A 12,478-nucleotide genomic window follows, 5' to 3' on the forward strand; every position below is an offset into this window, starting at 1 on the left:
TTACCCTATGAACGAACCCTTAGCAGAACGCATCCGACCTAAATCCTTAGACGAATACGTCAGCCAAGGGCATCTTGTGGGCACCGATGGCTCGTTAACGAACCAAATTACCTCAGGGGTCATTCCATCGTTGATTTTTTGGGGTCCCCCAGGTACTGGAAAAACGACATTGGCCCATATTATCGCTGAAGAAAGTGAACGTCCTTTTTATACCTTGAGTGCCATAAGCAGTGGGGTCAAAGACGTTCGCGAAGTCATCGAAAAAGCAAAAAAAGGCGGTGGTTTGTTCACTGCGAAAAACCCCATCCTTTTTATTGATGAAATCCATCGGTTCAGCAAATCACAACAAGATTCTTTATTGGGTGCCGTAGAAAAAGGCTGGGTCACCCTAATCGGGGCGACCACTGAAAACCCTAGTTTTGAAGTAATTCCGGCACTGCTGTCAAGATGCCAGGTCTACGTTTTGAATCCTTTTTCCAAAGAGGATCTTCAGTCGCTCCTTGACCGGGCCGTGAAGACGGATCCCATTTTAAAAACGAAAAAAATCAAGATCGAAGAAACCGAAGCCTTATTCAGACTTTCAGGGGGTGATGGAAGAAAACTATTGAATATTTTCGAATTGTTGATCAATTCGGAACCTTCGGAAGACATTAAGATTACCAATGACAAGGTATTGCAGCGGGTCCAAAAGAACACGGTACTCTATGACAAGACCGGCGAACAGCATTATGACATCATTTCGGCCTTTATCAAATCGATACGGGGCAGCGACCCCAATGCAGCCGTTTATTGGTTGGCACGTATGATCGAAGGGGGCGAAGACGTGAAGTTCATTGCCCGCCGTATGTTGATACTCGCTTCGGAGGATATTGGTAACGCCAACCCCACGGCCCTGGTTTTGGCCAATGCCACCTTCCAAGCGGTAAACACCATCGGCTACCCTGAAGCCCGGATCATTTTGAGCCAATGTGCCACATATTTGGCTGGCTCACCGAAAAGCAATGCAAGCTATGTCGCGATCAAAAAAGCCCAAAAAACCGTTAAGGATACCGGAGATCTTTCAGTACCCTTGGCCATACGAAATGCACCGACCCAACTCATGAAGGAATTGGGTTATGGTGATGGTTATGCGTACGCGCATGATTATGAAAAAAATTTCGTGGCCTCAGAGTTCTTACCCGAAGAAATTTCAGGTACGGAATTTTACCAGCCAGGAAACAGCCAACGCGAGAATGCGATTCGTGCCTTCCTAAAACAGCGGTGGAAAGACAAGTACAATTTTTAGAATTTGATCTTAAGCTCCGTCGCTTTTTTACTTTTTCCGTCCATCTCAAGGAACCATTTTTCACCGCTCTTGTAAACGATTCCGTTTTTACCATCCTTCGTGACCATAAAGATATCCGGTGAAGAGGTAGCTCGTAGTACATAAACTACCGCCGGGCTACTATCGACCAATTGGTAGCCCTCTGCCACTGGTTGGGCATATAAGATATCTTTATCGCCCTTTGATCCGGTGGTTATCGGTGCTGGAGTCTGGTTTTCGGTACTTTCAGGCATCACGTTCACATCGCGTTCTTCAACTTCATCAATGTTTTTGACGTCGTCTTTGAAACTTACCGTGACCGTCTCCGATTCGGGTTCGGACTTTTCTTCGGTTTTCCGCCCCTCGGTGCTCCGTTTCTTTCGCAACTCGGGATCATAGGCGTACTCCATGCCCTTAAACGATGCAAAAGCTTCGGTTATCGCTTCTTGATACGACTTTTTGAAATCCTTAAGTTTCGATTTTCCCTGGACGCTGCCGAATACGAACTTCCCCTCACAATCCCTAACCAGAAGTCTGGTTTTTGTTGCGAACAAATTCGATTCGTCTTCTAAATCAAGAAGGGCTCCGAGACAAGGGTCGTCTTTGAGGTCATCAGGTAAATTGTCATCATAGACCACATTGAAATCGGCTTTATCGAACAAGAACTTGATCAAGGTACTGGTCTGAAATTCGTTCATGTTCTTAAAGGCACTGAATTTTTTAGGAACGATGACGTATTTGAAACCGTTCAGCTGTGCCGACCCATTGAAACTTAAACCGAAAACAAGGAGCGAAACAAATACAATTTTCTTCATGCTGAGCTAGTAATCAATTACCGTTCCAAGATATGATATTAAATCCTAAATGGAAAGATGCGTAATGGCTATCGGGAATATTGGTGTACCCTAAAAGATTGTCGGCCATGGCGTAGAAATTGAATTTTCCCAGCTGCCAACTCATCCCCATACCAATGTTCGACAAGGAGTATTTATCGGCGGTATATGTTGTTTTCAGGGTTAGGAAATTACCAAAACGTTTTTGGAAAAATGCCGTCAAAGCCAATTGGGGGCCCCTAGGCCGCTGCATCATGAACAATTGGGCCCCGACGCTGTTGATATAATCGAACCGATCAAGGTTTATCTTCGGTTTGATGTCACAGTCACAATCATTACTACGGGGGTCCTTTTGGCCGAAATTATGTCGGATCGAACCGTATAACTTGATCGGTCTCATGGCCAAATAAGCATCTTCATCGGTTTCAAAGGGCACCAATCTTTCGATTTCATCGACAAGTTCTTGCCAAATATCACTGGTAAGATTGGTCAGATCCTCAGGTAGGATGATCTCAATACCTTCATTGGAAGCGGCGCCGTTCAACGTATAATTCTTTACGTTCTTATTGTAATAGATGAAACCGAGGTCCAAGACGCTGCCCGTTATGACGGTCTGCCTGCTTAGCTCATGGGTAAATCCGAAATCCATACCCAACCCTAGGTTACCGCCCAAGAGCGATTTACGAATAAGTAGTTTGGAGAGTTCCTCCCGGGTTGCTGCGGAATCGTCAGTGAGAATATCAAGCAGTTCATCGACCCCTGAGGTACGCATACGTACATCGGCCACCAAGGTATTGCGCAATAAATTGTTCTCGCCGACCGTCGTCACGAAATACCCATCGTTCTTGGCCGATCGGAATTCGAATACACTGGAGTAAAGCTTTGCCCTCACCCCGACGGTCCACTTTTGGTTGAGCTTTCGGTTCAGCCCGAAATGAAACACATTGACCGCCTCCCCTTGGTTTGCGAAATGGTTCAGACTGAACCTTCTATTAATATTCGGTGCATTGCCCTCGAAGGCCAATATGGCGATATCCTTGGGCCAAAATTGTGAAATGAACCCTTCCCCATACACTCCGAAAGAATAGTAGTCATTCGGTCGATTCGCAGTTCGAAACCCTCCGCTGAAAACCTCAATGGTGCCGCTGGCTCCAAATTCATCGTTTTGACCCAACCCATTGATCGCACGGTCGCGTAATTTGGTTGTGAAGTCGATGCCATCATCAGCGAACAGGTCGTTTACCGTGATGCCGCTGGTTCCGGCTTGGAAGGTCAAGCCTGAAAGTAAGGGCAGGCCTGCATGCCATTGCTGTATCGTCTTCACTCCGGGATTCAGCATTGCGGATTGGGGGATCTCATAAAAATCGTACAGTAGCTGTCGATTTTGCGCAGTGAGTCCGCCCACACCGAAAACCAATGTGACCAAAACCATTGTCAGTAGTTTTCTCATAGTAGTCTTACCCTAAATACTGCGCTGGATCTTAAAATGATTAGAGGTTGTGGGGCCGAAGATTGACTGGTGTTGTCACCAAGGTTGGTTCCGACCACCCGTATATCGGTGGTATTGATCAAGATATCAAGGTTCCTTCCTCCGGGCCCATAGGTGATTTGACGCTCGATCAGGGCCGTTGGTTCCGGTTGGATGATGAAATTCTCCGTATCAAGCACATTTCCCGCGGCATCCAAGAATTCGATCAAAATATCCAGTTGCTTGCTCGTGGTATTCTCAACCTGATAGGTAATGGTACCGTCCAACACGTTGTCGGCGACGAAGTCTTGATTGAAGGCTTCAAAAGTGAAGGTTTGGGTATAAAATGCACCTATTGGCGCCTGATTAATGGTATTCTCATCCGATTCGAAATAAAAAATACTGGTCGCCGCGGTGGGAATGACTTCCAAATCATCAACCTGATCGAAGTTCTGTTCATCGGCACATGCGCCCAGGGCCAAAAACAAAAAAACTATCGCAATACCGAAAATCGTCCGGTTCATCTTCTGAGGTTTGTAGGTAGAACAGCTAAGTGGTCCTGTTACCCTACTATAACTTCATAAAAATGATTTTATTTCGCCCAAATCGGTAATAATCGGACAAAACCCATGCTCGGGTTCATCGTTTGAATTAAAGTGGAGCCCATACATTCCGAGCTTCATGGCACCCAAGATATCGGCTTCAAGGTTATCTCCGATCATCAATGACTTTTCCGGACTTGCCCCGGCTTTCGCCAAGGCCATTTCGAATATGCCCGGATCCGGTTTTTTAACTCCCGCCATTTCTGAGTTGACCACAATGGAGAAAAACGCATCGAGATCGGCATTTCTAAGCTTCTTATCCTGAACCCGATCGAATCCATTGGTTATGATATGCAACTTATAATGCGGTTTCAAATAGGTCAAAATTTCATAGGCTCCCGGAAAAACGTGGTTAAACGAGGAAAGGGTATCGATATAGGCATCTGAAAGGGTATCGATGACCGCATCGGGAAGTTGCACCCCCAAGGCCTGAAAAGAGCGCTGCAATCGCTCAAAACGCAGTGTTTGCTTGGTCACCTTGTTTTCACGAAACAACTTCCAATAGCTATGGTTTATGGGTACATAATGTTGCAAGAATGCCTCTAAATCGACCGCTATGCCGATTTCAGCGAATATTTTACCAAAGGTAAGGGCCGAATTTCGCTCGAAGTCCCAAAGGGTATGATCCAAATCGAAAAAGACATCGGTGACCCTTTCTTTAAACATAGTACCGCTTTACCATAGCCTCATACAATTCAAGCCAGTTTATTTTATGCTTACTGCCCAACAATTGATTCGAGAACACCATGACGAAATCACTACCGACCTGTTTGGCCTCATCGAACAAAGGATCGGTCAAGGCAAAAACCTCATCTTTGGTGGTACAGTTGACCAGGGCATGGTCGCAAAAAGCAAACGGATGTATCTTGATCGGTTGTTGTACCTCAAGATTGATATCGTAAAAATAGAAGGGTGAGCTGGTGCCGGCGCGATAGCCGATCCGATGGGTGAACCCCATGGAATAATCATCGGTAAACTCGGCCTCGACTAGATTTCTGTAGGTTTCCGGCAAGACGACTTTGTTGTACCGCATCCTTGAACTGTTCACCGGCCGATTGATCAACTGGGACAAGCGCGCCTTCTCTTCGATCAAAATAGCATTGTTCATGGAAGAGGCCATCGACGCACTCAACGACACCCTACTATAATCGGCTATGGACTTGATCAAAAAGCGGAATTTGTTCTTGTGGATGGAAATATTCTTGTCATGCCGAGAGTAATCGGCAAATTGAAAGAAGAACATCGTTTTCATCTTGAAACGCTTGTGTATAGCGATCAAACCGGAAAAATTGTCAAAGGGGTCTTTTTTTGGATCGAACCAAACGGCCACCCTTCTTGCCAACCTTCGTAACTTAAACCGGCCCAAATCATGTACAAAACCCGCAAAACCCCTTGAAAAACCGCGGAGTGCATAGGAATGCGAACTGGTTACGTTGATTATGGACGTAAAACGATATGTTTTTGGTCGATACATCAAATCAGGAAAACGTTCTTGTAACAACATAAGCAGTTTCTTCGACCAAAGATCGACCAATGGCCGTTCCAAAAACCCTTCTTGATGGGCAAGCCCTGTCTCTGGTGGAAATCGTCCTAAATGATCTTTTACATGGGGCAAGTATTCTTCATACCTACTCAATAAATAAAAACTCGCCGCAAAGATGTCGAAGGGCACATTGCTGCGCTCCCCTGCCTCGAAAAAACAGGGCAGACCGTCCCAATTCCCCATTTTTAGGGCAATATCATTGATCCCTTGTTCGAATAACAGGTCATTCGACCGAATGAAAAACTCATTCTGTAAAGGTTTTTTGGTGTAGGTGATCTTGGGGCCCTTATGCTTTATAAAATCCTCGACTTTTGTCGTAAAATCGACTTCTACCCCTAAAATCCGTGTAAAAAGATGCCTGGCCGTATAACTGAACCTGTTGGTTATCTTATGGGTGTAGACAAGTAGCATAGTCTTCAAAACCCAAATGTACGAATATCACCGCCAACCCGTCACCGCCGATAAGAACCGTGAATTACTCAAAGAATGCCTTCGTCGGCAAAGCTGAAATAGTTTTTTTCGGCCAAGATCACATGATCCAATATTTTGATGTCGATGATATTCGCGGCATTTTTCATTTTTTTGGTCACTTGCTTGTCTTGATTACTTGGCCGTAATGACCCGGAAGGATGGTTGTGGATCAATATGAGGCCTATGGCCCCTAGCTCAAGACTTCGCTTTAACACCAACCTCACATCGACCAGTGTTCCTGTGATACCCCCTTTACTGATCAGATCTTTTGCCAAAAGCTTGTTCGAATTGTTGAGGTATAGGACCCAAAATTCTTCATGGGGCAAATCACCGATTACAGGATACATCAACTCGAATACATCGGAACTTTTATGGATCCTCAGCGAACGGAATGCACCAACCAGTCGTTTTCTCCGTCCTAATTCAAGGGCTGCGGTTATGGTAATGGCCTTGGCTTCACCGATGCCTTTGAAGTGCAACAAGCGGTCGACCGAAAGCCTTCCTAATTTATCAAGATCATGATCGACACTTGAAAGAATGCGTTTGGAGAGTTCTACGGCACTTTCATAGCGGTTTCCGGAGCCGATAAGGATGGCAATGATCTCGGCATCGGAAAGGACGGAGCTTCCTTTTTCCAAAAGCTTTTCCCTAGGCTTGTCATCAATGGCCCAATCCTTTATGGCCAGGTGCTGTTTCGGTATCCCCATTCGTTTTTATGGTTTTTGCCACTTCTTTGGCATGCTTTCCTTAATTTGTAAAAAAACGAAAGGATGAAGTCAATTTTTGATACCCGGCACCATGGCGAGATCATGACCCGTCTAGAACAGCTCCAACCGGATTCTCCGCGGCAATGGGGTAAAATGACTGCCGCACAAATGGTTTGGCATTGTCAGTTTCCTTTAAAACTGGCCATTAAGAACGAACCCCATAAGGTAAAGGGCAACCCGTTGGTACGGTGGTTGTTCAAAAAATCAATGTACAATGACAAGCCTTGGCGCAAAAACCTTCCGACGGCGCCGGGATTGGTAGCAAAAGAGGATAAGGATTTTATGGTCGAGCTTCCAAAACTAAAAGCGTTGATCGACGAATGCCATGGGGTGAAAAACCGGGAAGAATGGAACCCCCATCCATTGTTCGGCACCTTTACCCGAGAGCAATGGGGACAAATGCAGTACAAACATCTCGACCACCATCTGCGCCAATTCGGCCTTTGATCGACACGCCTTCATTCTTCTTCGTCAGCCTGTTCGAACTGCTGCTCGATACGGGCCCTAGTATCGTTGATGCTTCTGTTTTCTTCCAAAATACTATTTGAAAAACCGATCATTACCGCCATTAACGTCATTGAAAGTAAGCGCAGGAGCTTAGCAGAACGTTTCATCGTACCATGCTTTTTCATGTTTGATGGATTTCAAAAGCCGTTCCTAAGATGTCCGAACTGACAAAATTGCCTAAAATCTGCTGAGTAAGGCCTCAACATCAAGTCCGCCGTAATTTCCTGAACTCATTAAAAGCAAGGCGGTATTGGCGAAGTCTTTTTCAAACAAATAGGCTTCGAAGGCCTTCGGATCGGTGAACACCAGTAAATCTTCGCGCTTGAAAGCACTCTTTATGCGATCTGGTGACACCTCGTCCAACCGTTTGATCTTGACGGCCTCTGGCGAATAAAATACGACCGCTTCGTCTGCCTTATCGAGGGCATTTCGATATTGTTCGAGAAAGTCATGGTTCAAACTGCTGTAGGTATGCAATTCGAGACAGGCCAGCAAGTGATGCTCAGGGTACTGCTCCCGCAAGGCCGCGGTTGTTGCCCCTACTTTGCTCGGGGAATGTGCAAAATCCTTAAACGCTACCCGATTCGATTTCTCTGCGATTTTCTCCATTCGTTTACTGGCACCCTTGAAGCTTGCTATGGCCTCATAAAAATCCGTTTCATCAACGCCCATTTGCTGGCAGATCCATTTTGCCCCCATCACATTACCTAAATTATGTCGACCGAATACCTGCAAGGGTAACGGACCATCTTCGGTCCGCAGATAGGTTTCACCTCCAATCACTTCATATTCCGGAACGGCATAGGGGAACTTTCGAATGGTGTTCTCCGTAGCCTCGACCACCTGGACTACCGTTGGATCTTCCGAAAAATAGGTAATACTACCACCACGGACGATCCCATCGATAAAGGTTTGAAATTGGGCCACATAGTTCTCAAAAGTCGGAAAGACATTGATATGATCCCATGCGATACCGCTCAAGAGCGCGATATTCGCCTGGTATAAATGGAATTTTGGTCGTCGGTCTATGGGCGAACTCAAATACTCGTCGCCTTCCAGTACGATGAAATCATTGGTTTCGGTCAAATGGACCATACGTTCGAACCCATCCAATTGGGCCCCAACCATATAATCCACTGATATATCGTGGTAATCCAATACATGTAAGATCATGGAAGTAATCGTGGTCTTCCCATGGCTACCGCCGATAACGACCCTTGTTTTGTCTTTCGATTGTTCATAGAGGAATTCCGGATAGGAGAAGATCTTCACTCCCAGCTCCTGGGCCCGCTCCAATTCAGGGTTGTCGGGTTTGGCGTGCATTCCCAAAATAACGGCATCAAGGTCGGCGGTTATCTTTTCAGGAAACCAACCGAAGGTTTCGGGCAAAAGGCCTTTGGCTTTTAACCTTCCCTTGGAGGGTTCAAAAATAATATCATCACTTCCCGTTACCGTATACCCTTTATAGGCCAAGGCCAAAGCAAGGTTGTGCATGGCGCTACCGCCGATTGCGATAAAATGGATTTTCATTGAAATGGATTTCGCATCAAAGATAGCCATTGGCCTTGAGGAATATTTTTAACTTCATACAGAAATTTGCGCCTATGAACCTATCATCTTTGGTTTCGAAAGAAATCATGCCAGGGTACCACGGAAAAATGGTCCATGGAGAAAAACTAAGTTGGGTCTTTTGGACTGTCGAGAAAGACGCTGAAGTTCCCATACACCAACACCATCACGAGCAGATCATGCACGTGGTCGAAGGGGAATTCGAATTCACCCTTGACGGAAAAACCTCGGTTTACCGTGCAGCTGATGTCGTGGTCATCCCTTCCGATACCCCACATGGCGGAAAAGCATTGACCCCATGCAAACTAATGGACGTTTTCAGTCCGGTAAGGGAAGCGTACAAATGATCGTTTCCTTAAAAAACAAACGTGCCTTGATCGGTGGGAGCAGCCGGGGTATCGGAAAGGCCATTGCCAAACAATTGGCCGAAAGTGGTGCCCAGGTTACCCTTATGGCAAGAAGTGAAAAACTGCTGCAAGAGATTATCACCGATTTACCAACCCATGAAAGACAACAACATGGATACCTTGTGGTCGATTTCAACGATTTCGAAGGGTATAAAAGGGTTCTAGCGCGGTTTTTCGCCAATAACCATATCGATATCCTTGTCAATAATACCCAAGGCCCCGAAGCGGGAGGTGCCCTTGAAAAATCGGTCGAGGATTATCAAAAGGCATTCGATCAGTTGTTCAAATCGGTGGTCTATACCACGCAACTGGCCCTGAAGGAAATGCAACGGTCGAACTGGGGACGAATCATTAATGTCGCTTCGATTTCGGTCAAGGAACCCTTGAATTATTTGGCCCTTTCGAATACCATACGAGCTGCCGTTGTTACTTGGGCAAAGAGCCTTGCGATCGATGTCGCACGGGACGGGATTACGGTAAACAACATATTGACCGGGTACTTCGACACCGAACGTCTGGCATCACTGAATGCCAAGAAAGCTGAAAAAATGGGGATCGAAGAAGCTGAGGTACGCTCCGAAATGGAAAAAAAGGTACCTGCTAACCGCATCGGGAATCCTGAAGAGTATGGGTTTTTAGTCGCTTTTCTGGCTTCGGACAAGGCCGCTTATATCAACGGTATCAACCTTCCGATCGATGGCGGACTCCTAAAGTCTTTATAGAAAAAATCCCAAAAGCGTAAGGAATTCGCATTTTTTGCTACATTTAATTGATAACTAACTAATTATATTCCTTATGAATGCAAAAGTTTTTATGGCCGTACGGATATTGTTGGGCTTGTTCGTTTTGGTCTTCGGACTGAATAAGTTTTTTCAGTTCCTGCCCGCCTTTGAATTGACCGGTGACCCTCTTGAGTATTTCACCGCTTTATCGAAAAGCCAGCACTTGACCATGGTCGGTGTGGTCGAGACCTTGGCCGGCCTGGCGTTGATTTTCAACAAATGGGGCGCTTTAATGGCCGTGGTTTTGATGAGTATTTCGGTTTGCGCCGTACTATTCCATGCCACCTTGGATCCTCCGAATATCGGACCTGCCCTGGCCCTATTGGTCTTGAACGTGCTTGCCTTGGTCGGATACAAGGATCGATACGCCGAGATACTGAAAGCTTGACCTGAATCGCAAAAGCCCCAAACGGGGCTTTTTTTTTACCTCAATGAAACCCCAGCGTCACTCGTTCAAGGTACGCGACCACTATTTTTAGGTTTGACTACACGTTCACCTAAAGTACTTTCAGGTTCTAATCAAAATTTGAATCCCATGGAAACAATGAAAAAAATTACACTGAAAACGCCGTGCACCGAAGATTTTGAAGGTTTTGAACCGACCCGATCCGGGGGCTTCTGCCAAAGCTGCAGCAAGGAAGTCATCGATTTTACCCAAATGGGCAGAGACGAGATGATGCAACGTCTGGAACACGGAAAAGATGCCTTGTGCGGTCGTTTCAAGATCGGTCAACTATTCGATCCCCTCAAGCGTAGACATGGACTGCGATTGGCCGGTTTCTCACTATTGGGCGTTTTGGCTACCCAAAACTTGCAGGCACAAGAGGTCACGACCTCAATCGATACTGATAAAGCCGTAGTTACCGCGACCGTGGGTGAATCCATAGTCTCAGGAACCGTATTCGATGACCAGGGTATTCCGATGGTCGGAGCCAATGTAGTCTTGAAGGATAGTGAACTTTGGACAACAACGGACTTCAACGGTAAGTTCGAATTTCCAAAACCCCTAAAAGTAGGGGACACTTTGCTTTTCAGTTTCTTGGGCTATGACACCAAGTCTTATGAGGTCACGAAAGAGACAGGCCAAAAGGTGGTGATTACGGTACAATTCGATCAAGCCGATATCCTCTTAATGGGTGAAGTCATGGTAGAAGGACTCTATAGCAGTACGCCGGACCCGATCAAAAAACATCCCCAAAACAGAAGATAATGCGGATCTTTATCCTAATGTATCTTACATGTATTGCGGCATTTGGGCAATGGGAAGCAAAGAATGGCATTGCCTACCATAAAGCCGATAGCATTGCCGCAATACATCATGGGATGTCACTTGACAACCTACCGCTACTTGCATTTCGCCTGACCAAAGACCTACCGACCGAGCATGAAAAATTCAGGGCGATTTTCACATGGGTAAGCACCAACATCGCAAACGATTACGATGCCTTCACCAAAACAAAGCACCGGCGTCAAAAATTAAGGAAAAAGCCTTTGGCATTCGAACAATGGAACCGCAAGTATTTGCCGACCATGTTCAAAAACCTATTGAAGAAGAAAAAAACCGCTTGTAGCGGATATGCCTATCTGATTCGCGAACTTTCATCTTTATCAGGGCTTGATTGCCGCATCGTGGATGGTTACGGACGTACCGCGCATACCACTTTGAATGAACAAAGTGTTGCCAACCATTCATGGAATGCCGTTGATTTGGAGGGAAACTGGTATTTATGCGATGCTACTTGGTCGGCAGGAAGCATCCGGTTTGAAAAGGAGTCCATATCCTTCAAACCCGATTTCAATGACATCTATTTCTTGCCCGACCCTAAACTGTTCATCAAGAACCATTATCCGATCGAGCCACGGTGGACCTTGCTCGAAGAGCCACCCTCCTTCAAGACGTTTATCACTGGACCTATTATTTATCGATCGGCGTTCAAAAACCGATTAAACCCAACCTACCCTGCCACCATGGACGTCGCGCTCAAAGTCGACCAACCCCTTGAGTTCACCATAGAACAACTTGACAATCCGGCTGACCGGCCGATGCGGTTCGTTATCAATAAAAATGGAAAAACCACAGAGATCGACCCGATCCACTACCGCAATGGTGATACCATCCACCTTCGGCATTCCTTCAAAAAGCGAGGGCAATACGACCTCCATATCTTCTCAGGTAACCAGGCCATTTCAACCTATGTCGTTAAGGTCGTTCGGTAATCCAATGAA

General features: G+C 46.0%; 15 protein-coding genes. 7 read left to right on the forward strand and 8 right to left on the reverse strand.

Going from position 1 to position 12,478, the window contains the following annotated elements:
- Positions 1-7: 7 nt before the first annotated feature.
- A complete protein-coding gene (locus ABV409_RS13310; RefSeq protein ID WP_353878080.1) occupies positions 8-1,285 on the forward strand; it encodes a replication-associated recombination protein A in 1,278 nt (425 codons plus the stop codon).
- Here the strand turns inward: ABV409_RS13310 and ABV409_RS13315 are convergent.
- From ABV409_RS13315 to radC, 6 genes are all read right to left on the reverse strand, one after another.
- Positions 1,282-2,118, reverse strand: coding sequence for a hypothetical protein (locus tag ABV409_RS13315; RefSeq protein WP_353878081.1), 837 nt, complete (start codon positions 2,116-2,118; stop codon positions 1,282-1,284). The two genes, ABV409_RS13310 and ABV409_RS13315, sit on opposite strands and share 4 nt — an antisense overlap.
- A 13-nt stretch (positions 2,119-2,131) precedes the next feature.
- Positions 2,132-3,568, reverse strand: a complete 1,437-nt coding sequence (locus ABV409_RS13320) for a DUF5723 family protein (RefSeq protein ID WP_353878082.1) — start codon at positions 3,566-3,568, stop codon at positions 2,132-2,134.
- 14 nt (positions 3,569-3,582) lie between these two features.
- Entirely contained in the window at positions 3,583-4,128 is a 546-nt protein-coding gene (locus ABV409_RS13325) for a hypothetical protein (protein WP_353878083.1), read from the reverse strand.
- Between the two features lie 54 nt (positions 4,129-4,182).
- The gene (locus tag ABV409_RS13330; RefSeq protein ID WP_353878084.1) at positions 4,183-4,872 is read right to left on the reverse strand and encodes a YjjG family noncanonical pyrimidine nucleotidase; all 690 of its coding nucleotides are present in this window, start codon (positions 4,870-4,872) and stop codon (positions 4,183-4,185) included.
- A complete protein-coding gene (locus ABV409_RS13335) occupies positions 4,865-6,160 on the reverse strand; it encodes a polysaccharide deacetylase family protein (protein ID WP_353878178.1) in 1,296 nt (431 codons plus the stop codon). The genes ABV409_RS13330 and ABV409_RS13335 overlap by 8 nt, the downstream gene beginning before the upstream one ends.
- A 68-nt stretch (positions 6,161-6,228) precedes the next feature.
- A complete protein-coding gene (radC, locus tag ABV409_RS13340) occupies positions 6,229-6,927 on the reverse strand; it encodes a RadC family protein (RefSeq protein WP_353878085.1) in 699 nt (232 codons plus the stop codon).
- A gap of 63 nt (positions 6,928-6,990) precedes the next feature.
- Between radC and ABV409_RS13345 the strand changes: the two genes are divergently transcribed.
- On the forward strand, positions 6,991-7,434 hold the full coding sequence (locus tag ABV409_RS13345; protein ID WP_353878086.1) for a DUF1569 domain-containing protein: 444 nt from the start codon (positions 6,991-6,993) through the stop codon (positions 7,432-7,434).
- 11 nt (positions 7,435-7,445) lie between these two features.
- Here the strand turns inward: ABV409_RS13345 and ABV409_RS13350 are convergent, their stop codons facing one another.
- The gene (locus ABV409_RS13350; protein ID WP_353878087.1) at positions 7,446-7,601 is read right to left on the reverse strand and encodes a hypothetical protein; all 156 of its coding nucleotides are present in this window, start codon (positions 7,599-7,601) and stop codon (positions 7,446-7,448) included.
- 70 nt (positions 7,602-7,671) lie between these two features.
- Complete coding sequence (locus ABV409_RS13355; protein ID WP_353878088.1) at positions 7,672-9,024, reverse strand: UDP-N-acetylmuramate--L-alanine ligase; 1,353 nt, start codon at positions 9,022-9,024, stop codon at positions 7,672-7,674.
- Between the two features lie 74 nt (positions 9,025-9,098).
- Between ABV409_RS13355 and ABV409_RS13360 the strand changes: the two genes are divergently transcribed.
- The 5 genes from ABV409_RS13360 (at position 9,099) to ABV409_RS13380 (ending at position 12,469) form a co-directional block, all read left to right on the forward strand.
- A complete protein-coding gene (locus ABV409_RS13360; RefSeq protein WP_353878089.1) occupies positions 9,099-9,410 on the forward strand; it encodes a cupin domain-containing protein in 312 nt (103 codons plus the stop codon).
- The gene (locus ABV409_RS13365; RefSeq protein ID WP_353878179.1) at positions 9,407-10,192 is read left to right on the forward strand and encodes an SDR family oxidoreductase; all 786 of its coding nucleotides are present in this window, start codon (positions 9,407-9,409) and stop codon (positions 10,190-10,192) included. The genes ABV409_RS13360 and ABV409_RS13365 overlap by 4 nt, the downstream gene beginning before the upstream one ends.
- A 73-nt stretch (positions 10,193-10,265) precedes the next feature.
- Positions 10,266-10,640, forward strand: a complete 375-nt coding sequence (locus ABV409_RS13370; RefSeq protein ID WP_353878090.1) for a DoxX family membrane protein — start codon at positions 10,266-10,268, stop codon at positions 10,638-10,640.
- Positions 10,641-10,787: 147 nt separating this feature from the next.
- The gene (locus tag ABV409_RS13375) at positions 10,788-11,462 is read left to right on the forward strand and encodes a carboxypeptidase-like regulatory domain-containing protein (protein WP_353878091.1); all 675 of its coding nucleotides are present in this window, start codon (positions 10,788-10,790) and stop codon (positions 11,460-11,462) included.
- Positions 11,462-12,469, forward strand: a complete 1,008-nt coding sequence (locus ABV409_RS13380) for a transglutaminase domain-containing protein (protein WP_353878092.1) — start codon at positions 11,462-11,464, stop codon at positions 12,467-12,469. The genes ABV409_RS13375 and ABV409_RS13380 overlap by 1 nt, the downstream gene beginning before the upstream one ends.
- The last annotated feature ends 9 nt before the right edge of the window (positions 12,470-12,478 follow it).

The sequence above is a fragment of the Flagellimonas algarum genome (assembly GCF_040513375.1).
Classification (GTDB): Bacteria; Bacteroidota; Bacteroidia; order Flavobacteriales; family Flavobacteriaceae; genus Flagellimonas_B; species Flagellimonas_B algarum.

Excerpts from the sequence above, each read along its gene's own strand:
- ABV409_RS13310 (WP_353878080.1), top strand. The coding sequence starts at position 8 with ATGAACGAACCCTTAGCAGAACGCATCCGACCTAAATCCTTAGACGAA.
- ABV409_RS13315 (WP_353878081.1), bottom strand. The coding sequence starts at position 2,118 with ATGAAGAAAATTGTATTTGTTTCGCTCCTTGTTTTCGGTTTAAGTTTC.
- ABV409_RS13320 (WP_353878082.1), bottom strand. The coding sequence starts at position 3,568 with ATGGTTTTGGTCACATTGGTTTTCGGTGTGGGCGGACTCACTGCGCAA.
- ABV409_RS13325 (WP_353878083.1), bottom strand. The coding sequence starts at position 4,128 with ATGAACCGGACGATTTTCGGTATTGCGATAGTTTTTTTGTTTTTGGCC.
- ABV409_RS13330 (WP_353878084.1), bottom strand. The coding sequence starts at position 4,872 with ATGTTTAAAGAAAGGGTCACCGATGTCTTTTTCGATTTGGATCATACC.
- ABV409_RS13335 (WP_353878178.1), bottom strand. The coding sequence starts at position 6,160 with ATGCTACTTGTCTACACCCATAAGATAACCAACAGGTTCAGTTATACG.
- radC (WP_353878085.1), bottom strand. The coding sequence starts at position 6,927 with ATGGGGATACCGAAACAGCACCTGGCCATAAAGGATTGGGCCATTGAT.
- ABV409_RS13345 (WP_353878086.1), top strand. The coding sequence starts at position 6,991 with ATGAAGTCAATTTTTGATACCCGGCACCATGGCGAGATCATGACCCGT.
- ABV409_RS13350 (WP_353878087.1), bottom strand. The coding sequence starts at position 7,601 with ATGAAACGTTCTGCTAAGCTCCTGCGCTTACTTTCAATGACGTTAATG.
- ABV409_RS13355 (WP_353878088.1), bottom strand. The coding sequence starts at position 9,024 with ATGAAAATCCATTTTATCGCAATCGGCGGTAGCGCCATGCACAACCTT.
- ABV409_RS13360 (WP_353878089.1), top strand. The coding sequence starts at position 9,099 with ATGAACCTATCATCTTTGGTTTCGAAAGAAATCATGCCAGGGTACCAC.
- ABV409_RS13365 (WP_353878179.1), top strand. The coding sequence starts at position 9,407 with ATGATCGTTTCCTTAAAAAACAAACGTGCCTTGATCGGTGGGAGCAGC.
- ABV409_RS13370 (WP_353878090.1), top strand. The coding sequence starts at position 10,266 with ATGAATGCAAAAGTTTTTATGGCCGTACGGATATTGTTGGGCTTGTTC.
- ABV409_RS13375 (WP_353878091.1), top strand. The coding sequence starts at position 10,788 with ATGGAAACAATGAAAAAAATTACACTGAAAACGCCGTGCACCGAAGAT.
- ABV409_RS13380 (WP_353878092.1), top strand. The coding sequence starts at position 11,462 with ATGCGGATCTTTATCCTAATGTATCTTACATGTATTGCGGCATTTGGG.